The 19,736-nt window shown below is 63.9% G+C and carries 15 protein-coding genes; 5 read left to right on the top strand and 10 right to left on the bottom strand.

Going from position 1 to position 19,736, the window contains the following annotated elements; all coding sequences use genetic code 11:
* Positions 1 to 22: 22 nt before the first annotated feature.
* Complete coding sequence (locus J7E45_RS06380; RefSeq protein WP_167634128.1) at positions 23 to 1,624, bottom strand: SPFH domain-containing protein; 1,602 nt, start codon at positions 1,622 to 1,624, stop codon at positions 23 to 25.
* A 114-nt stretch (positions 1,625 to 1,738) separates the two neighbouring features.
* On the bottom strand, positions 1,739 to 2,167 hold the full coding sequence (locus J7E45_RS06375) for a MarR family winged helix-turn-helix transcriptional regulator (RefSeq protein WP_029263791.1): 429 nt from the start codon (positions 2,165 to 2,167) through the stop codon (positions 1,739 to 1,741).
* A gap of 444 nt (positions 2,168 to 2,611) precedes the next feature.
* Between J7E45_RS06375 and J7E45_RS06370 the strand changes: the two genes are divergently transcribed.
* The 4 genes from J7E45_RS06370 to J7E45_RS06355 all read left to right on the top strand — a co-directional run bounded on the left by J7E45_RS06370 (position 2,612) and on the right by J7E45_RS06355 (position 6,913).
* On the top strand, positions 2,612 to 3,349 hold the full coding sequence (locus J7E45_RS06370; RefSeq protein WP_215067954.1) for a TnsA-like heteromeric transposase endonuclease subunit: 738 nt from the start codon (positions 2,612 to 2,614) through the stop codon (positions 3,347 to 3,349).
* On the top strand, positions 3,349 to 5,352 hold the full coding sequence (locus J7E45_RS06365) for a Mu transposase C-terminal domain-containing protein (RefSeq protein WP_215067953.1): 2,004 nt from the start codon (positions 3,349 to 3,351) through the stop codon (positions 5,350 to 5,352). The genes J7E45_RS06370 and J7E45_RS06365 overlap by 1 nt, the downstream gene beginning before the upstream one ends.
* Positions 5,349 to 6,377, top strand: a complete 1,029-nt coding sequence (locus J7E45_RS06360; RefSeq protein WP_215067952.1) for an AAA family ATPase — start codon at positions 5,349 to 5,351, stop codon at positions 6,375 to 6,377. Before J7E45_RS06365 ends, J7E45_RS06360 begins: the two co-directional genes overlap by 4 nt.
* Positions 6,378 to 6,721: 344 nt before the next feature.
* Positions 6,722 to 6,913: a hypothetical protein gene (locus J7E45_RS06355; RefSeq protein ID WP_215067950.1), complete on the top strand. Its 192-nt coding sequence runs from the start codon at positions 6,722 to 6,724 to the stop codon at positions 6,911 to 6,913.
* A 1,980-nt stretch (positions 6,914 to 8,893) separates the two neighbouring features.
* On the opposite strand, the gene J7E45_RS17910 is transcribed toward J7E45_RS06355, so the two are convergent.
* The 5 genes from J7E45_RS17910 to J7E45_RS06330 all read right to left on the bottom strand — a co-directional run bounded on the left by J7E45_RS17910 (position 8,894) and on the right by J7E45_RS06330 (position 14,891).
* Positions 8,894 to 9,151 carry a helix-turn-helix transcriptional regulator gene (locus J7E45_RS17910; RefSeq protein ID WP_308162123.1) on the bottom strand — a complete coding sequence of 86 codons (258 nt, stop codon included), beginning with the start codon at positions 9,149 to 9,151 and terminating at the stop codon, positions 8,894 to 8,896.
* Between the two features lie 758 nt (positions 9,152 to 9,909).
* On the bottom strand, positions 9,910 to 11,484 hold the full coding sequence (locus tag J7E45_RS18170) for an SIR2 family protein (protein ID WP_215067945.1): 1,575 nt from the start codon (positions 11,482 to 11,484) through the stop codon (positions 9,910 to 9,912).
* Between the two features lie 2 nt (positions 11,485 to 11,486).
* Positions 11,487 to 12,401 (bottom strand): hypothetical protein, encoded by a 915-nt coding sequence (locus J7E45_RS06340; protein ID WP_215067943.1) that lies wholly within the window; start codon positions 12,399 to 12,401, stop codon positions 11,487 to 11,489.
* The gene (locus J7E45_RS06335) at positions 12,398 to 14,746 is read right to left on the bottom strand and encodes a hypothetical protein (RefSeq protein WP_215067941.1); all 2,349 of its coding nucleotides are present in this window, start codon (positions 14,744 to 14,746) and stop codon (positions 12,398 to 12,400) included. Before J7E45_RS06335 ends, J7E45_RS06340 begins: the two co-directional genes overlap by 4 nt.
* The gene (locus J7E45_RS06330) at positions 14,736 to 14,891 is read right to left on the bottom strand and encodes a hypothetical protein (protein ID WP_215067938.1); all 156 of its coding nucleotides are present in this window, start codon (positions 14,889 to 14,891) and stop codon (positions 14,736 to 14,738) included. The genes J7E45_RS06335 and J7E45_RS06330 overlap by 11 nt, the downstream gene beginning before the upstream one ends.
* Before the next feature lie 80 nt (positions 14,892 to 14,971).
* Between J7E45_RS06330 and J7E45_RS06325 the strand changes: the two genes are divergently transcribed.
* A complete protein-coding gene (locus tag J7E45_RS06325; protein ID WP_215067936.1) occupies positions 14,972 to 16,246 on the top strand; it encodes a hypothetical protein in 1,275 nt (424 codons plus the stop codon).
* 87 nt (positions 16,247 to 16,333) lie between these two features.
* On the opposite strand, the gene J7E45_RS06320 is transcribed toward J7E45_RS06325, so the two are convergent.
* The 3 genes from J7E45_RS06320 to J7E45_RS06310 form a co-directional block, all read right to left on the bottom strand.
* On the bottom strand, positions 16,334 to 17,992 hold the full coding sequence (locus tag J7E45_RS06320; RefSeq protein WP_215067934.1) for an FRG domain-containing protein: 1,659 nt from the start codon (positions 17,990 to 17,992) through the stop codon (positions 16,334 to 16,336).
* Positions 17,993 to 18,105: 113 nt separating this feature from the next.
* A complete protein-coding gene (locus J7E45_RS06315; protein WP_215067932.1) occupies positions 18,106 to 19,101 on the bottom strand; it encodes a zinc-binding dehydrogenase in 996 nt (331 codons plus the stop codon).
* Entirely contained in the window at positions 19,094 to 19,687 is a 594-nt protein-coding gene (locus tag J7E45_RS06310; protein ID WP_308162067.1) for a TetR family transcriptional regulator, read from the bottom strand. Before J7E45_RS06310 ends, J7E45_RS06315 begins: the two co-directional genes overlap by 8 nt.
* Positions 19,688 to 19,736 lie beyond the last annotated feature (49 nt).

Here is a 19,736-nt window from a genome sequence, read left to right as displayed (position 1 = left end):
ATCCGCTGTCGTGAAGGTGTGGCTAGTCCGCTGCCGGAGCCGGCGGTGCGGGCGGCGGCGGGGTGGTCGGCGTCGAGACGCGCGGTGCGGGTGCCGCAGGCGTTGCTTCCGCGACACCAGCTCCGAAGCCGCGGCCGACGGCCTGACCCTGGATGATGCCGGCGAGGTCGAGCCCGGTGGCCGAGTGGACGCTCTCGAACACCGAGGCCAGGGCCTTGGCGTTGTCGGCACCGACGACGTCTGATGCGCCGTCCTGGCCCGAGCCGCCGATGATCGACACGTTGCCGATCGCTGCGTACCCCTTCGAGAACTCGGCCATGATCGACGGCAGCACCTCGAGCACGCGCTGCGAGAGGAAGGCGTCCTGGTTCGAGGCGATGGCCTTGGCCTCGGCCTCGAGAGCTGCGGCGCGGGCGTCACCCTCGGCGCGGATCGCCTCGGCTTCGGCAGCAGCCTGCAGGCGTCGGGCGTGAGCCTCGGCCTCGGCCTTCGAGCGCAGCGCGTCGGCCTCACCGGTGGCGCTCGCGACGGCAGCCGCGGCCTCACCGGCGGCGCGGGCCTTGTCGGCCTCGGCCTGCTGCTCGGCGATGCGGGTGCGGGCTTCGGCCTGCTTGACCTGCTCGATCGCGGCGGCCTCGGCGGCCCGCTCGCGGGTGTAGAGCTCGGCCTGAGCACGGGTCTCGGCCTCGTAACGCTGCGCGTCGGCGACGCGCTTGACGTCGGCGTCGAGCTGAGCCTGCTTGTTCTCGGCCTGCTGCTGCAGCACGGCCTGCTGCGCCTGCTCGCGGGCGAGGTTCTCGGCCTGCTCCGCCTCGGCGCGCGCGCGACCGATGCCGGCGTTCGAGTTGGCGGTGTTCGTGTCGAGCGCGGTCTGCTCGATCAGGTTGGCTTCCTGGTTCGCGATGTTCTTCTGGTTGATCGCGCGGTCGGCGTTGGTCTGCGAGATCTCGGCGGACTGACGCTTCGCCTGGATCTCGGGAGCGCCGAGCGACTGGATGTAGCCGACCTTGTCGGTGATGCCCTTGATCTGGAACGAGTCCAGGATGAGGCCCTGCTCGGCGAGCTCCTGCGAGACGTCGGCGGCGATCTGGTCGGAGAACTTCTTCCGCTCGCGCATCAGCTCGACGACCGACAGGGTCGCGACGATTCCACGGAGGGCACCTTCGAGCTGCTCGGTGGTGAACTGCTCGATGGCCTTGTCCTGGGAGGCGAAGCGCTCGGCGGCACGGCGCACCAGGATGGGGTCGGAGCCGATCTTCACGATCGCGACACCGTCGACGTTCAGGGTCACGCTGTCGAGCGACTGCGCCTCGGCGTTGAGCGAGACCTGACGCGAGCGCAGCGAGATGATCTCGTGGCGCTGCGTGATCGGGTTGACGAGCGACTTGCCGTTGACGATGACGGTGACAGGCGACTCCGACATCTCGGAGCGGCTCGACCCGTCGGTCCCGATGACCGCGGTCTGCACCTTCTGCTTGCGGCCCGAGATGACGAGGGCCTCGTCGGCTCGGGCGACCTTGATCCAGCTGCGTGCGAACAGCAGCAGGATGAGCAGCAGGACGACGGCGACGACGACTGCGATACCGACGATGACGAGGATGCCGACGATTCCGGCGATCTCCATGGATGACCTCCCTGGTTCCCCCCGAGGGGGCGGTCTGACGTGCCCGCGACACAGCGGGCGTACGCACCCCACCCTGCCAGAAACGGAAGCGGGCCGTTCTCGCGCGGCAGCGGGTCAGCGGGTGCGGAGCTTCTCCGCGAGGTCGCGCAGCGTGCGCAGCTCGTCGTCGCCGAGGCGTGACATGCGGTCGGCGATCGAGCGTCCGTGCACGGTGGCGAGGGAGCGGAACGCCCGTGCTCCTTCGTCGGTCGCGCGGATCAGCGCACCGCGTCCGTCGTCGGGGTCGGCGCACTTGGCCACGAGCCCGCGCGTGACCATGCGGTCGACCAGGCGCGAGACGCTCGGCTGGCTGATCAGCATGTTCGCGGTGATGTCGCGTAGCCGCGCGGTCATGCCGGGGGAGCGGGTGACGGTGAGCAGCACGTCGTACTCGGCCTGACCCAGGTCGCTGTGCTCGAAGTCCGACATCATCTCGGTGAACAACTCGTGCTGCGCGCGGAACAGGCTCTCCCAGGCCTCCAGGGCGAGCTTGCGATCGGTCATGTTCACAGAATAGTGGGAACAGTAAAGGGCCGGTCGGAGAGGCTCCCGACCGGCCCTTGTCCCTTGCACCAAGAGTGTCCTGCAATCACATGCGGTGTATGCCACAGCAAACATTCACCGTGTGATCACTGTATAACGGCGAGATAACGAATGCAACGGTTTGGTCACGGAAGTTTGGATCAATGTGATTTGTCCGATCTCACGAACAGTGTCGGAGTCTCATGAAAGCTGTCGGAGCGTCTCACTCAGGCGTCGGAATCTCATGAGAGGTGTCGGTCGCACGGCGTGTCGACGAGACCCGTTGGGTGCTGGACGTACTCTGCCCGTGAGTCGATCCCCAGTCGGGCGATCTTTGTCAGGGCTCAGGACATAGGCCAGAACCGCTCCCCAGGAGAGAGGCTGACTGCCGAATAGGACGTATCCGTCGATGTCGATTGGATCCCTATGGACCTGACGCAGCAGTGGCTTGCCTCCCCCGCTCCCGGCTCGGCTGTGAAGCGAACGCGCGTCGAGTATCGACTCGACGGCGTTCAACTGGAAGTCGACGCAGTCGATTGCAATGACGTCGCTTTCGAAAGAGGTGCTCCGGTCCGTAGTTTCCCCAGTTGGCGCTTGAAGCGGCACTACGACGGATATCACTGGATGGGTGCGCTCGGCGTCTCAATCGGCTTTGAGTCGCTGACAGAGAGGGACTGCCTCATCGAGTTGGACCGCACGCCCGGCGTCGTCGGCGTCGCAAGCCAGCCGATGTGGATTCGGTGGACCACGGCCGGAGGTCTACGTGAGCACTATCCGGATTACTTCGTTCGTCTCGACGGCCGGCAGGCCGTGCTGATGGACGTCAAGCCTGCGCATCAGATCGATGACGACGTCAGAGCGCAGTTCGACATGACTGCCCTGTTCGCTGCTGAGCGCGGATGGCGGTACGTCGTCTATGACGCCGAATCGCCGATCCGAGGGGCGAACCTGCGATTCCTCGCGCCGTTTCGAGATAGCGCGATCAGCGAGGACTCTCCGAAATTGCCCGAGGGTGGCTTGCCGCTAGGCGAGGTCGCCAGCCTGTTCGACGTCGGATCCAAGGGGTACGCGCACTGTTACGCGCTCCTTTGGTTGGGCGCGCTCGAGGCAGATCTTGAGCAACCGCTCAGCAGTAAGACAATCGTGTGGGAAAGGAGCGCGTAATGCGCGTTGCGGCCGGCGGGGCGCTCATGTGGCGTCGACGCAAGTACGTGGTTCTGTTCATCGAGAAGGATTCTGCAACACTCCGAGACGACGATGGCTCCGAAATCGAGGTTGCCGTGGACGAACTTGCACGCGAGGCAGCGCCCATGCCTTCGGACACGTCCGGGCTCCTCCATTTGTCTCTGCAGGCGGAGGATATCGAGCCGAGGATGGATCCCTGGCTGCAGGCGTGCATCCGCATTGAGGCCTCCCGCAGCGACGTCGGGGTTGGGAAGGCCATTGAGACAGAGCGTCAGTGGCTGGAAGCTCGCTTGGGCAAGTCCGTCTCCACACGCGCCGTTGAGCGTCGGCTCAAAGTCTTTCGAGAACAGGGAACGGCCACAGCTGGCAAGCGTGCACCGCGGAAGAGTCAGTGGGATCCGCGCCTCATCGAGGTGATGAATATCGTCTTGGCTGAGAAGAGCCGCTCGTCGACCGTGAGCCAAACGACGGCGATCGAGCAGATCACGCGGCGCGTCGAACGGCTCTACGGGGATTCGGTCAAACTGCCGAGTCGATCGACGTTCTTCCGGTTACTGGACGCAGAAGACCGAGGGCAATTCACTTTCGGGTCGGCGAAGACTCGGGAATCCCTGGCGCTGCAACCAGAGGGCGCCTTCGGAACCCGCGCCGCGCTGCGCCCTGGCGAGCTCGTCGAAATGGACTCCACGCGAATCGACGTCATGCTGCGTATCGATGAGGAGACGGTCGGACGACCCGAGCTGACCATTCTCCTTGACGTGGCAACGCGCTCCGTCCTGGCCGCGATACTGCGCCCGGAGGGTACGAAGAGCGTTGATCTGGTGGCGGTTCTCGCACGCGCGCTGGTGCCGTACGGCCGTCGTCTGGAGGGCGCCCGTGAGACCCGGCAACTGATTTCTACGGCATGGGCTGATGATCAACTGATCGACCAGGATCGATTCGAGCGGCTGCGTCTGGCCCAGCCGTACGTCTTCCCCGACACGATTACGACAGACCGCGGTCGCAACTACCTATCTCAGCACTTCCGGGCCGCTTGCGAGAGCTTAGGGATTTCCCTGATCACCTCGGCGCCCCACACCCCCACGGATAAGCCGCACGTCGAACGAGTCTTCGGCGCGATCAACTCAATGCTGCTGCAGCACGTCAAGGGATACGTGGGTCGGAGCGTGGAGCACCGAGGACGTGATGCAGGCTCGAACTCCGCCGAACTCCTGACGATCGCTCAGGCGCAGGAGCTGATCGAGGACTGGATTGCGGTGGAGTGGCAGAACCGACCGCACGATGGTCTACGGGACCCGCTGCATCCACGGATCAAGTTGTCACCGAACGAGATGTGTCGTGCCTTCCGTGCGTATATGCCTGAACTCCACGTTCCGCTGACGCGAGATGACTACATCGCACTGCTTCCCGTGCAGTATCGAGTACTCAATCGCTACGGCGTGCGCATCGATCATCGCATCTATACCTCAGAGCGACTCAAGGGTCTGTGGCGACGCAAGTCTGACGACAAGGCGAGAAACGGCCGGTGGCCAATCCGCGTGGATCCGTACAATCTGCATGTCGTGTGGATTGAGCAGGACGACGAGTTCGTCCCGCTCCGGTGGTCGAACCAAGTCCATGAGCTTCCGCTACTCGGTGATGTGTGGCGGTACGCGCGCGCCGAGCACGCCAGCCGGGGCGATGACCTCGACGCTGAACGTCGTGAGCTTGCGCTGGCAATCAGAGCATTCGCTGGTCAAGGGAATCCGGCCCCGCGTAACGCAGGCCACAGGCGAACGGCTCGACAGCGCGCCCGGATGAAGGCGATCGCTGACGATCCGATGAACCTCACGAGCGCGAAAATCACTGAGGGCGAGGAGGCATCTGCTGAAGTTGGCGAAGCGTTGGCCGAGGACAGTGTGGTCGAGGAATGGCCAAACACGGGTGGTTTCCCGTTCATCGGGGAGGTCCTCGATGAGGTGAAGCGGAGGATCGCCGAATGATCGAGATCGCCACCAAGGAGGGTTGGCGCGAGCACGTTGACACCGTATTTGAACGGCCTGCGCCGATCACGTTGCAGGAGCTTCAAGCAATGAGTTTCGGCGACCGAGCTTCGTACAACCAGGGCCGTGCGCAGTATTCCCAGGCAGGTGCATTCGTGAGGACGCCTCAGTTCGAGGCCTTTCAACGTGCTGTGCGCGATCGAGTGATGCTCAACGCTTATCGGCGGGTTGGGAAGCTTGGGCTGATTCTGTCGGGCGAACCGGGTCAGGGCAAGACCACCTCTATAGTCGAGGTCGGCAGAGCACATGAACGTCGGCGGCGCGAGACCAACCATTCAGCGGGGGCGCGAGGCAAGATTCCGGTCGTCTACGTCGCGGTGCCAGCGCAGTGCTCCGCAAAGGCACTGATGCACGAGTTTGCTCGATTCCTAGGGCTCCCAGTCCTCAATCGCATGACATACGGCGGACTGCTGGAGGCTGTCGCGAATGCTCTGCGGAAGTGTTCAACCGAGCTCGTCCTGATCGACGATGTGCATCACCTCGACCTCAACTACCGCCAGAACATCGAAGCATCCGACATGCTCAAACAACTTTCGGAGCGGTGCGGCGGAACGTTCGTCTATGCCGGGATCGCGGTCGAACGTACCGGCCTCCTCGACGGGGAGCGCGGCGGTCAGATCGGCAAGAGATTCGAAGTGCACGTTGCGGTGCCTTTCCCTCTGATCGGCAACGAGGAGAAAGCACGATGGGGGGATCTGCTTCTCGCCATGGAGAACTCGCTGTGTTTGGCGGATCAGCGACCGGGATCCATCCTGTCGGCGGCGGTGACACTGCACGCGTTGACGGGCGGCGAGATCGGGTTGCTCAAAGACCTCCTCCACTTCGCCGCTCTCAGGGCGATCGAAGATGGGACGGAGATGCTTGATCTGAGAGCGCTCGAGCACGACCTTCGCCGTCGTCAGACCGCAACCAAGTTGCTTCCTAGCCCAGCGGTGCGCTCGCGAAAGCGCGCAGCCCTGAGATGACCGTGCTTCCGGCGCTTCCGATCGCAGTGAACCTTTATCCAGACGAAACGGAAACGGCGCCTAGCTATTGGGATCGGCTCTGCGAAGCGAACGAGATCAAGCCGAAAGACGCTTGGCTTTCTCTTAGACAAGAAGATCGAACGTTCCCCATATTGGTGAAGCCGAGAAGCGCTCTCGTGCACATCGGAGTCTTGGGTGGACTCGCTGATGGCGCCCTGCTCCGCGACTCGGGTGGAGTGGCATGCAGACGCGGCGGAGCAAAGCGTCAAGTCGAATGCCCCACCTGCCGGATGATTCCTGCCGCCGTATCGCTATGCGGGCGACGGGCAGCTGGAGTCAAGGTCATGGTCACCCGGGTGCACGGGCTTATCTGCGTTCGCTATCGGATCTGGCGGTCGGGCAATAGTGATTTGGCTGACCTGCTTCAGCTCTCGGCGCTTCGAGCGATCGAAGGCAGGACCGAGAAACTCAACCAGGTGCAGTTCGCCAGTGAAGTGGCCGGACGTCAGCGCACACGGCAGGCGGTGTCGGCGTGACCGCGGTGCGGGCTTTGCCGGTGGCTGTGATTGCCTTCCCAGGCGAGACGATCGACAGTTACTGGCGAAGACTGTGCGCTGCGAACGAAATCGACGAGAAGGACCTATGGCTCAGCCTCCGTCGAGATGATCGAACGCTGCCGATCGCCGTCACGCCTCGCCAAAGCGCCGCGCAGGTCGCGGATCTCTCGGGTCATCGGTTTCGTTATGGTGAGAGCGACCAGGCCTGTGGGCATGGGGTCCGTAGTCAACGTGTCAGGTGTCGCCGGTGCCAGTTGTTACCGTCGGTGGTGTCTATGTGTCTTAGGTGCTCATCCGGAGAGAAAGTAAGCGTCGCGCGAACCACCGGCCCGATCTGCATCCGTCACCGAAGATGGCACGACAACTATCTCGACATCGATGTCAGCGGTTATCCGCGCCACCTCACGAGCCAACGTGCTCTGAACGGTTCGCTTCGATTGCGCGGAGTCAGCTATCAAAGTAGCGAGGGTCTCGTGGCCAGGTACATACTCGCCCGATATCGTTCTACGGGCCGTGGAATTGCCTGCAGCGCCCAGGTATCCCAATTGGATGACTTCCCGATCGTTGCGGAGATCATGGGTGCGCTTACCTGTCCGAGCGCACTGGACATGCTCACACAACGGAGAATGAGCCGTCTCTCGCGCGCGTCTGAAATCGAGCACATCGTCGCCACAACGCTTGGAGACGCGGTTTCTCGCGGAGGCGGCTCAACGAGCGATCGCGATGGTGGCGTCAGACGGGAGACCGGCCGAGGCCAAGCCAGCCCCGCATCCGAGTTCGCCATGGCCCTTGCCGCACGGATGCCGACGATCACCGCGAGGCTGCTTCGGCATCGCAATGCGCTGCTGGCGGGATGAAGTGAGAAGCCTCCCTTGCCCTGTGATTCCTCTGACTGGGGAGACCCCTGGAGGCTACGTGCGTCGACTCGCCGCCGCCAACGGCCTCGCCAGAGGATACTTGCTGACAACCGGCACTAGCCGACGACCATGGCTCCGGCGTGGAGAAGTCGTTGACCCGTGGTTTATTCGGCGGATTGAGGAGCTGGGCGGGCTGCCGCCTGGGTACTTCGCGCGCGAGCGAGCTCGCTTTCTCTTACCGCGTCGCTGCGGCCACCATGCCTGGCTCCTTGGCCCGTGTGAAAAGTGCAACGTGGTAGATAGGCCAAGGCGTGCCTGCCTGGTCTGCAGTGAAGGCGTGGCGACGGAAGTGATCACACCGGGTGGAGCATTCTGCGTGCGGCACAGTCGTTGGCACCAAGGAGCCGAAGATCTTCGATTGGTGGGTCGGCGTCCCTATCTCCGTGCTGAGCAACTGCTAACTGGTCATCTGTGGTGCCGCGGAGTCACAATGCATACGGGGGAGATGGCGCTTGCCATGCTTCTGCTTCGCGCCAGCGTCGCTTCGGCGAGCGACGAAAAGTCGCCTCCGACTAGTGAGTTGTACCCCGCAGCGATCCAACTCGTCTCCACCCTCACAGACGGCGGCACTTCCAGCCGTCTGGTCACACATCGGGCATCCAGGCACCTCCAGATTGAGGAACTTATCGGGCTGACGGTCAGTGCGAGCTCCGGCCTTGGCTCCAGCACGCCAGCGCTTGAGCAGCGCGCCCGGCAGTCGGTCCTGCGTCACCGAAATGCTCTACGTAAGGTGACAGCAATGCACCCGGCGGCCGGCGCCGAGTGCCCGCGCTGGCTGTTCGTCGAACGGATCGTCGAAGTGTCATACCGGCACGCCGCGCCGCTAGTGCGCCACACGCTCCAGACGTCGATTGGGGACGATCCTTCGTGGGTGGCCCCGCGTCCGGATCCGGAGCCCCGCACGAGATAGAGCACACTGCCGGAAGGCTCCAGGTCGAGTTGCTGATGCAACGATTGTCGCCTTAAATCGAGAGCGAACACCGATTCCACCGGCGCAGGGGGGGTGCTGCCGCATCGCGGGCGTATCGCGCTGCGACTTCGACTACCGGCTCCGCAGATCGGGGAATCCTTCAGGAATCAAGTCGTGCAACGAAGTTCCGAGTACCTGCGAGAGAGTGATGATCGTTCGTAGCGTCGGGTTCGCTGGAAACCCTGGGCGAGACTCGCCCTTCTCATATTTCTGGTACGTATACCGAGTGAGTCCGGAACGGTAAGCGACGTCTTCCTGGCTAAGCCCGGCGCGCTCACGCGCAGAACGAAGTGAGGTAGCGAGGCGCTGGGAGTAGGCGCTCCACTCCACTTCAATCTCTTCGTTCCGACGGGGCACTCACCCAGCGTCTTGAATCGCAAGAGGTCGTACGGCCTAATCGGTATGGCATAATTCGGAAGGCCATACGAAACAATCTCGTTCTCGTCGGATCTCTCCGCTGTTCCCTGCACGTGTGCTGCCCATCCCGATGACAGGCGGTCGCGTCACGGGGCGGGCCCGCGCCGGCGACCGCGATTGTGATGGTTGAGATGTCTGAGTCGTACCCGATCTGGTGGCAGGGGATCGAATCTCCGCCACCCGCCGAGTGGGCCTACGTGTTTGAGGGCTTCACAGGCGAAGATACCGCCGACCAATGGGCGTTGGCAGCAGCGATCTTCATCGCCCAGACCCGGCGGCGTACCTCGACGGGCCCGACGTTCGCTGAGCTCTTCACCCACTTGCTCCCGGACACTGATGGCTTACCCGCCCCTCTGCCTCGGAGTCTCGAGTTCATTGAGCGACGCCGGGCTGTGGCGGGATTTCGTGGCCACGCCTCGATCGAATGGCGGCGGCGAGGAATGATCAGCTTCGATCACGGCGTCATGCGAAGTCTGAGGGTGGGGCGAGAATTCCGTGAACGCTCGAGAAGACGGCAGCGGGCCCGCGTAGATGTCCGGCATCTCAGCAGGAGCGAAGGTGAATCGGTGCTGACGACGAGATCCGCGATTGAATCGAGCGACTAGCGTGCGAATTGGTCGGGGAGTGGCCCACGAAGCGGCATCCACCGCGGGCCTCTCCCCGCGCAGAGGTCACCGTGTGGGTGTGCTGGCGAGGCGAGTCGACAGACTATGTAGGAAGTTGTCCGAGCTGTTCACGATGAGCCGCGTGGCGAGGGGGCGGGCTGTGCGCTGCCAGGCGGCCTCGCGATACGCCGTAAAGAACGCGTCCAGAGATGTCCCGGGGAACGGATCCACCCACCATTCATCGATGCTTGCGCTGCCGATGCCGTTGAGCCAGGCGTTGATGTCTTGATCCCGCATGCTGCAGCCGATCCAGATCCACGGGACAGTGCCCGTCCCCGCGCTGACCACGATGTTTAGTGCGTCGCGGACGGCGTCTTCCAGTCCGGCGGCGGTGGTATCGATGCTGGCAACGAGCGACGAGGGGTCCTCGATGGAGCCGTGAAGTTTGAAGATCGGCGGTCGAATGGACAGATCACCGTTGGCGTACTTGCGGATGTCGTCCTGGGCAGCCGCGAAGTCGTCCGGTGTGCTGAGGACTTGCACGACATCATCGAGGCCGGTCTCGATGAGTTGATCGAAGTTCACCGTCATCACAAATATCGGTCGCGTGCGTGTCCGGAGGAGCTCACGCAGCGCGGTGTGCCCCCGTGTCTTCCTCTGGAGTGCCTGCTCACACTCGTCGGCGATCGTTTGCACGATCTTGGTGGTGTCGCGGGGTTGATCGCCGAGGCGATGGAAGGTTTCCCGCAGAACGCGTTCGAGGGTGAGTGTGCGAACGAACTTGGCGCGGTCCTCACGCTCCTCGCCGATAAAGCGATCCATTGCGTGCACGTACTCGAAGAACTTGTCGCCGAGGTCCTGACTCTCGACGGTCGGGCCGAGAAGGTCTTGCAGCGCGATGTCGCGGTATTTGTCCCCGAGACTGATCTGGGCGCTCGCAGACGCACCGGCACCGAGAAACAAGACGATGGGTCCTGTGTGAGACTCCAGCGTGTGAAGCGCTGATTCCTCATGCCAGGGCGTTCTGCGCAGCACGCGATCTTCCCGGATGACGTAGTCGGTCCACGCGCGGCGGTGGAAGTCGATGGCAGGGTCGAGGGGGCCGCTGAAGATCGGAATGATCGAGCGCTTCCCTTGGAGGTTGAGGGACTCCGGCGGGACCGTGAGTAGGCGCCAGAGAAGTTCTCGTCGATCGGCGTCTGCATCCTCTGTCCCCGCCACGATGAGGGTGAGCGCGGAGCTGTCGAGTGCGCTACTCGCGATGACCGCGGCTGCCCGCAGCACCGTCTGCAGTGACGCGGAATTCGCGGCGTCCGGTCGACCTTCAATGTGGGCGGTGATGTGCCCGCCGGTTTCGGCGAATTGCAGGGGGCCGGGCAGTGCGTGCGTGATTCCTGACACGACTCCCTTGAGCACTTCGGCCCGATGCGCGTTTAGCGGGGCGGGTGGTGCCACCCAGTCATCATCGGTCGCGCCAAGGTCGTATAACTGTCCGTCGTAGCGTTCGCTGGCGTTCTTGAGGAGCGGGATCTCGGCGGACGCATCGTGGTGGATGCAGGTGATGAGGTGAGCTTCGTCGGCGGCTGCTTGGTGGTCTTTGAGGAGCTGGAGCAGCAGTCCGAGCGTGGGCCAATGATCCACGGCTACATTCCCCCGTGGGTGAGGGAGGCGAGGACCATGCGCGTGTTCGCGGCGCGCTCATAAGACCCGCTGACGACGGCGATGAGGCCGCGATGCTGGTGGTATCCCTCGACGAGGGCTCGCAATCCGCGTGCGACCATGAGGGCCGGGTAGCGGTCCAGGCGTGCGGTCAGGTCATGAAGCAGGTGTTCTTCTCTCTCGGGGCGCACGTATACGCGGGATCCGCTGCCGCTGCCGGTGTCGTTGAGCCGGGCGAGGTCGCGCGAGAGCACTCGAGTGGCCTGGGTGAACACCCAATGGCTTTGCAACGGGGCAGGGGTCGGGCGTTTCCCGCCAAGGGTAGAGCTGAAGTCACCGAGAAGTCGCAAGACGGCCTCTTGATACTCGGTCGCCTGCGCGTCCACATCGGGGAGATAGAACCCTCGATCGGGGGTGGTGGACCCGTTGACGAGGACGAGAATCGCAGCGGCAATCGGGGCGGGGCTGAGAGAGCCAGCCACCTGTTTCATTGCCCAGGCTTCGTACCAGCTGCTGCGTGTACTGGCGGCCAGAGCGAGTGCCCGGACTTGTTCGTCCGGACCGATGACGTGGTCTTCCGTGCGGCGCAATCGAAGCAGAACGTCCAGAAGGATCCGACCTTCGGGAGTGATGAGCTGCCTCCCATCGGCAGACAGAGCGACTTCGGAGGGGAGGTCCATCTGGAGGGCGTCGTCTGGCAGCTCGGCGAACGTCGTGCGTAGCTTCGCCGCGCTGGCCCCGTGCGCGTAGATCGTCTTCAGCGTGTTCAGGTCGCCGAGAAGCGACTGTGGGCCCTGCCCGGCATAGGCCCTCCAACAGGAGGTCAGCGAGTCCACCCATTCCTGCAGTCCCGTCGGCGTGAAGCCCAACGGGGCGCCGAAGAGCGTGTTCGTGGTCATTCGTCGAACTCTTCCGTGAAGTAGCCGTGCGCGCTGATGCTGGCTGCGCGGGCAGCGTATCGCTCCTTGAGCGGGCCGGTCACGTCGTCGAGTTGAGCGCCGTAGTCGACCTGCAGCGGGAGCACGATCACAACTTGGTCGGAGAGCGCCGCGAGTTGGTCGCGTTTGAGGAGTTCTGCGAGCGGGTGTCGTCGGTCGGCCGCAACGAACGCGCCGAACTCGTCGAGAAAGACGATCCGGTCGCCAGCTTCTTGATCGGCGAGCTGACGCAGACGCGCACGAATGAACCCGAGCGCCTGCTGGCCGGAGGAGAACGTGGACAGGGGCTTCTCTTGACGGGCTCCCGAGAGGCTGCTCCAGGTGATCGTTTTGCGTTGCAGGTCGACGGACAGCGCCTCGCCACCGTCGAAGAGCGCGTCGCGGATCGCTGGTTCTGCGAAATCTGCGAGGGCATCTTGCTCCACGACGGCCTCGATGGCGCGTCGGTGGGCTGAGGCCACTTTGTCGGTGGAGGCGGCGAACTCAAGGGCGGCAACTTCCGTCACCAGTTGGTCCAGGCGTTCCGCGAACACGTGCGCACGCTCTGCGGCCGTGAGCCACCATGCCGGATTGTCGACGGGATCGCCGGGTGTGCTCTCATCGCCGGGTGTGCGGAGCCACGCCAGCGACGGCTCAGAGGCGACGGCTAACTGCATCTCGCGTCGGCGAAGTTGACGGCTGGCCTGCCGACGTTCCACCTCAGACAGCTCTGCGATGGCCTGATCGATCTGCTCGTCCAGGTGGCTCAGCTCGGCGGTGAGGTCCATGGTTCGAGGGTGCAGCTCCGCAGCATCCTCGAGGTCCTCGCCGGAGAGGATCTCGGCGAGTTCGGCCTGCGCCGCATCGGCTCCGTCCTTCGTGACTCCGCGTGCCTGGAGGCGTCCGATGATCTGTGTTGCGGAGAGCGCCTGAGATTCGGCGGTGTCCCGGCGACTCATGGCATCCGCAAGCCGCGCCCGAAGATCGTCCTGTTCGGGTGTGTCCTCGCGCAGTTGGGCGACGTGTTGCTCCTCCTCGTCGTGGGTCGCGACGAACGCCTCCTGTTCGCGCAGCAAAGTGGCGGCCTCCTCAAGGAGAGACGCTAGGTCTTGTGCGACGTCGACATCCTCCGGTGTCATCGCGGTCGTCGAGGCGGGATCAGTGAGGGCACGTGCGAGCTCCTCGACGGTCACCTCGGCACCGTTTAGGACCACGACCGAGAACTGCGCCAGCCCTGCCTCCATAGCAAGGTCCAAGGCGACGGACAGTTCGTTGTGCAGGCGACGCTGGGCGTCCGACATTTGGCTTTGTCGATGCCGCCATTCCAGTTGCCGGTATTTGGTGCGGGCCTGTTCGGCCATTTGCGACACGAGGGCGGAATCAAGAGTCCCGTTCTCGTTCGTCAGAGAGAGGTCGTGGGCTGCGAGCTGTTGAGAGAGGGTGTGCAGCCGGGCCAGCCGGGTGTTGCGTTTGCGGATGAGGGCGTTGAGCTTACGTTCTGCGCTCGCGAGGAGACGTTGTGCTTTGTCCCCGGAGTCCAACTCGGCGAGAATGCCTTCGATGAGGACATCGAGTTCTTCAGCTTCTGCCCGTGCTCGTTCTGCGGTTGCGATGGAGTCGGCAAGAGTCCGCGCATGCTCTTGAAAGTCGGAGTCCTGGAGCATCGCATGCAGGGCGAGGCCTCGGTGCAGCGTGGTGAGTCGCCGACGGATTTCGATGGCCTGTGCCCGGCCCCGGTCCCGGGACGTGGAGAGCATGGCGACGAGGTTCTGTTCGGATTCGTCGTGCTGAGGGCTGATGTACTCGAGGCGGTCCGCGAGCTCACCGACTTCCTCTCGCGTCGCCGTGAGACCCTTCAGCCGCGAGTGGACGACCGACAGGGAGGTTTCATACCCGGTGATGCGGCCTTTCAGAGTGTCGATCAACCGTTCGGTCCCTGAGAGGTGATGGATAGTCACGAGTGTCGCGAGTTCCGATGCGGGGCGAGGTTCCCCATTAACGGTCAAGTTGCCCAGAAGATTGCCGATCTCGGCGTAGGGCTGCTCGGGCCACGTGCTCGGGGTTAGCGTGAGGCTGGCGGTGAGGTCGCCTGCGAGACCGGCGAACGTGACGGTCGCACCATCGGGGAGAAGCGTCCGAAGGGAATCCCATGCGGCGGGGTCGTCGGCGTAGGGCTGCTGGCCGGCGGCGAGACTGAGAAGCTTGATGGTTGCGGTCTTGCCGATGCCGTTACGTCCCTCAAGGCGGCAGGGACGATGCGCGGGGATCTTGTCGATAAGCTTCAGCCCTCCACGGGGCTCCGCGGAGATAGTGACCTCAATCGACATGGTTCAGCCTTGCGAGCGCCGCCACAACGTTGTAGTCGTTATCGGCGAGAGCGGAGAGCATGGTTGCCAGGGACGCGGACGTGGTGTCCGAGCCCTCCGCCAGACTCGTCAACAGCCTCGTCACCTTTTCTGCGTCGCCATCCATGCACTCACACTATCGACGGGGCGACCAGGGTCGCACCGCGGTGATGGCGTGCGCACCGCGGTGCGACCTATGATGAGGGGGTGACCTTGATTGAAGCACGTGTAGCCCCCGGGGTGGGGGTGTCGAACGGCACCAGCTCGAAAGCCGCATTCGATCGGTGGTTTCGTTACCCGGCCGGTCTCTCGCAGGATGCCCTGACACGCTTGTTTGACTCGCGTCGTAATCCGACGCAGGGAACGGTGGTGGATCCGTTCTGTGGCGCAGCCACGGTGGGAACCCGTGCGGCGCGGCATGGATGGGGCTTCGTGGGTGTGGAGGCGCATCCTGAGGTCGCGGAACTGGGCAGGGTGAAACTCGCTGCACCGCCGGACCTGGATGAGTTAGGCGCCCTCGGCGACCGCATCGCGCAGGCGAAAACACTGCCGGTGAGCATCGACGCTGAACACGACCTTGTCCGTCGGTGTTTCACCCCGGAGGCATTGACCGTTCTTGTCGCATTGCGCACGGCGATCATCGAGGTCGATGATCCCACTCAGAAGTACTTGAAGTGGGCGCTTCTTGCGACGCTTCGTGACGTCGCAAACGTGAAGGTGGGGTGGCCGTACCTCCGTCCCGGGCTGAGTCGCACTCCTCCTCATCTGGATGTCGCGCACCGGTTTCGTGTGCGACTGGGATGGATGATCGCGGACCTGGCGGGACGACACACAACGCCGGAGGCGCGTGTTCTCCAAGGAGACTCGGGGGATGCGCAAACCTGGGCGCCGATGCGGGCCGCTGGGGTGACGGGGACGGTGGCGCTGACAAGCCCGCCTTACTTGAACAACTTCGACTATGCGGACGCCACTCGGCTGGAGATGTTCTTTTGGGGGCGCAACGCGAGCTGGGCGGACATGGTCGCTGACGTGCGCGCGGAGATGATCATCGCGACGACGCAGCAGACAACGGTAGGTGCGGCGGCGGCGGCACTGTCTGGTCTGTCGGAGCTGCCGACGACGGAGTCGATGGTCTCTGATCTGGTGACACGTCTCGCTCACGAGCGCAGCACGCGTCGCGCGGGGAAGGCGTATGATCGCGTGCTCCCGTCCTACACGCAAGGCATCGTCAACGTGTTGACGCAGTTGCGCGCGCACCTCGAACCCGGGTCATGGACAGGGTGGGTGGTCGGAGATAGTGCGCCCTACGGCGTGTATGTCGATACGCCCAAGCTCATTGAGACGGCGGCGACAGAGTTGGGCTATTTCGCGGCCGAATCGGAGGTGTTGCGCACTCGCGGCATGCGGTGGCGGACGAACGGCACCCGGCATCAGGTCGCGCTTGATGAGCGACTTCTGTGGATTCGCACGCCTATCGACTAGGCCCAGCCCGCGGTGTCGCGAGTTGGTAGGTCAGGGGTTTCGAGCGAGCGCGAGTTTGTTGGCGAAGTGTGCTGACTTAGCCGCCCATTACAAGACAACCGAGTAAAGGTCGTGAGCCATTTCGCCACTGATCGGGTTTTGCGGGGCACGTGTGCGGAGGGTCTCGGCGTGAAGGGTCAGGGGCTCCGCGTCTGGCGGGCTAAACAAGTCGGTCGTTGCCGGGAGAGGGAGATCCTTCCGGATCGCCCCGGGAAAGTACACGGCCGCGGCTATGTGCTTGGCTGTTCGATTCGATTGCCATCCCCATGACCCTGCGCTCACCCATCCTCGTTGACGTGCCGGGCGCGAGGTACGGGAGCGCACGACGTCGATCGCTCGACTATCGAACTCTCCTGAGCGGAGGATGTAGATGACGCTTTCGTTGTCGGGGTCCACCGGCGTGGTTGTGAAGTCGGATCCGCTGGCGGCTCCGAGGCGCGTGAGCGCGAACCAGAGGGCAATGCCTAGGTGATCCGTGAGGTCGAGCGCATTAGTGGCGAGGCCGTAGTGTTGCGCGAACGCGACCTTGCGCTGGTCTCCGAGGAACGAGCTCCATGTTGCTCTCAGATCGGGCGTCTGAGGTGCGTTCATCAATTCGACGAGTGAGCCGAACGCCATTCTCGTGCTGGCTGACGGTGTGCGTCGAGAGGCGCTAGGAAGCAGTGAGGGTTCAATAACGTCGCTGCGTCCGTACAGTCTCTCGAGAGTCTCGGTGTTGCGGGCGAGGGTGTACTCGCGGGTTTGCCCTCGGAACAGAACGGTGGTTCCCGGCGGGCTCCCTTTCTCGAGGTCGCGCGCAATAAGTGTGCTGAGCGCCAAGACTTCGCGAGCGGAGGTTGCGCGGTAGCGCGGGATCTCACGGAAAGGCACGGACAGCACGCCATGCGGGGCGGGGACTGTTCTGCGCGGACGGTAGGGAGCCTTGTTGTCGCGCCAGAAATCGTTGCTGAAAACGTGGCCGTAGAAGGGATCGACGTGTGCACCTCGCTCGCGGGCGGGCAGCGTCACGAATGCCATCGGATTGAGGGTGGGCTCGGGATTCTTCTCCCAGGGTAGGTCTTCCACGTCGGCGACCGGCTCGAGATCGAGTGTCGAAGGGACATCGGATTTCGAGGCGCCGACGGCTTTGAGCGCATCGGCTCCGAATGGCATCAGCGGTAGGCCCCATTCGCGCAGTACGAACAGCTCAATCACGGTGAGTACGTCGTCGGGGAGCCTGTTCTGCCAGTACGTATTCAGGCCGAGGTCCACAGCATGCTGCCAGGTGTCGAAGATGCCTCTGACGAAGGAGCTGAAGACTGCGAGGGGCTGTATGAGTAGGTCAATGAGGATGTCAGGACCTGCGACGGTGACCCAGGAGCCGGAGTTAGCGCGGAGCGGCACCGGTGCTTCTCCGTAGACCTCTAAACGGAGGGCCGACAAAGCAGAAGCGATTTCGACGGCGTCGTCGGGGCTGAGCTCGGAGAGGCCCAGGATCCACGCAAGATGATTAACGTCTAGCGTCATCGACTCGAGGGCACGGCGGAGCTCCCCTGCGAGGGCGACCCGCACGTTCGCGGGTGCGCTTTCGCCGACGTCCAGGTATAAGGCATTTCGAAGATCAGCGGCGCGGGGATTGGCCTGTATCCGCGTGCCCGCGCTGAGGATTGCTTCCGCGCTGAGGTTGCGCCCCAACAATTCCTGGATCTGCGGGACGGAATCAGTCATTGACGAATCATCTCATCGCCGGGCAGATGCGCATGAGTTGATTGCGTCAGGAGCCCCTTTGTGGGGCGGCTCGGCACCTGAAACGCCCTCCCAGCGCGGACGCGATGGGGGCTTCAGCGGGTCGGGACGACGATAACGTGCTTACCGGGCTGGTGGCGGGTTTCGAGAACGCGGTGCGCGTCGGTGACCTTCTCAAGGCCCTCGTGCACTCCGGCGATGACGGGGTCGAATGTGCCGGCCTTAATCGCCTTCAGGTAGGTGTCGAGGGCGTTGGTGGAAAGGTCAGTGGCTTCTCCGGCGTAGCTGGTGAGGCGGACGCCGGTGGGGATCGTGAACGGGTCGAAGTCGGGGATGGTCCAGTTACCGCCGAGTGCTCCGACGAAGCAAACGACACCGCCGGGGCGGATCGCGGACAGGACAGCGGGGAGGGCTGTTGCGCCGACGAGCTCCAGCGCCGCGTCAATGCCGTCGGGCGCGATTGCGCGGATCGCGTCGGTGAGGGTGTCGTCATCGACGAGCACATGGTCGGCACCGACGGAGGTGAGGAGGTCTGCCCGGTGGGGGTTGCGGGTAGTGGCGAGAACAGTTGCGCCGAGCTGGTGGGCGATCGCGACCGCGGTGAGCCCGACGGTCGAGGTCGCGCCGTGGATGAGGACGCTCTGCCCTGCCTGCAGCCTCAGCCCCGTGGTGAGTGATCCGTGGGCGGTTTGCAGCATTTCAGGGAGGCCGCCGATGACGTCCCACCCGAGGTCCGTGTCGAACGGAATAACGTTCGCCGCATCGACGACGGTGTATTCGGCGTAGCTGCCATCGATGGTGCGGCCGAGCCCGCCCATCATCGTGGCGACCTTCTGACCGACGGGGAGGTCGACGCCGTCACCGACGGCATCCACGACGCCGACAGCTTCGATACCGAGGATGCGGGGGAAGGTAAAGTCGGAGTCGGACTCGCCTTGGCGGCTGGTGACCTCGGATTCGTTGACGCCGAACGCCCTCACCTGAATGCGCACCCAGCCCGGGCGGACCTCGGGGAGAGGGACGTCGGTGACGGCGAGACCGTCGAGGTCGACGGGGCCGGTGAGGCGGATTGCGCGCATGGTGTCAGACATGAGATTGCTCCTTCGTGCGAACGGGGTGATCGGTCGCGGGGATGGCAACCAGGGCCTCGAATGACCGACGAACTGTGGCCTCGTCGAGGGGGGTGTCGGGGTGGGCGAGGCGGTGGCTCCACCACCCCCATAGCAGTGCGTTGATGGTGAGCGCGGTGCTGTCCGACATATGGCCGTGGGTCATCGCCAAGGCGTCATCCTCGACGGCTTGCAGGACCGCCGCCACGTCGGGGTGGCGGATGCCGTAGTGCCGGATCTCCGCATACAGGCGGATGTCGTCGAGTGTGGGACTCGTCGGACCGACGGTCGCGTCAACGAGCGCGTCGACGATATCGGCCGGTGTCCGGGCGTCGCGGAGTGGGGTGTCGTAGCGGGGTCCGAGGTGGCTGCGGGTCGAGTCGAACGCATCGACGATGAGGCCTTCGAGGGTGGGGAAGTAATACGTCATCGACCCCAGCGGAACCCCGGCGTGCGTCGCGATACCCCGATATGACGCGCCGGCCACGCCGTCAGCGGCGATCACCTCGAGCGTGGCCTGCAGGATACGTGCCCTCCGGCCCGGGTCGTTTGGCTTCCCTCGTCGCACAACTTCTCCAATGTCAGACCAAGTGCGTACAGTGGTACGTAATTACTTA

Source organism: Microbacterium sp. ISL-59 (assembly GCF_018613945.1).
GTDB classification, from domain to species: domain Bacteria; phylum Actinomycetota; class Actinomycetes; order Actinomycetales; family Microbacteriaceae; genus Microbacterium; species Microbacterium oxydans_B.
Note: the sequence above shows the minus strand (reverse complement) of the source record. Positions and strands in the feature narration are given on the sequence as shown.

What these genes read in the sequence shown, in the direction of transcription:
- J7E45_RS06365 (WP_215067953.1), top strand. Translation starts at nt 3,349, where the DNA reads ATGCGCGTTGCGGCCGGCGGGGCGCTCATGTGGCGTCGACGCAAGTAC.
- J7E45_RS06380 (WP_167634128.1), bottom strand. Translation starts at nt 1,624, where the DNA reads ATGGAGATCGCCGGAATCGTCGGCATCCTCGTCATCGTCGGTATCGCA.
- J7E45_RS06340 (WP_215067943.1), bottom strand. Translation starts at nt 12,401, where the DNA reads ATGACCACGAACACGCTCTTCGGCGCCCCGTTGGGCTTCACGCCGACG.
- J7E45_RS06315 (WP_215067932.1), bottom strand. Translation starts at nt 19,101, where the DNA reads ATGTCTGACACCATGCGCGCAATCCGCCTCACCGGCCCCGTCGACCTC.
- J7E45_RS06330 (WP_215067938.1), bottom strand. Translation starts at nt 14,891, where the DNA reads ATGGATGGCGACGCAGAAAAGGTGACGAGGCTGTTGACGAGTCTGGCG.
- J7E45_RS06335 (WP_215067941.1), bottom strand. Translation starts at nt 14,746, where the DNA reads ATGTCGATTGAGGTCACTATCTCCGCGGAGCCCCGTGGAGGGCTGAAG.
- J7E45_RS06320 (WP_215067934.1), bottom strand. Translation starts at nt 17,992, where the DNA reads ATGACTGATTCCGTCCCGCAGATCCAGGAATTGTTGGGGCGCAACCTC.
- J7E45_RS06370 (WP_215067954.1), top strand. Translation starts at nt 2,612, where the DNA reads ATGGACCTGACGCAGCAGTGGCTTGCCTCCCCCGCTCCCGGCTCGGCT.
- J7E45_RS06355 (WP_215067950.1), top strand. Translation starts at nt 6,722, where the DNA reads ATGGTCACCCGGGTGCACGGGCTTATCTGCGTTCGCTATCGGATCTGG.
- J7E45_RS06360 (WP_215067952.1), top strand. Translation starts at nt 5,349, where the DNA reads ATGATCGAGATCGCCACCAAGGAGGGTTGGCGCGAGCACGTTGACACC.
- J7E45_RS06375 (WP_029263791.1), bottom strand. Translation starts at nt 2,167, where the DNA reads ATGACCGATCGCAAGCTCGCCCTGGAGGCCTGGGAGAGCCTGTTCCGC.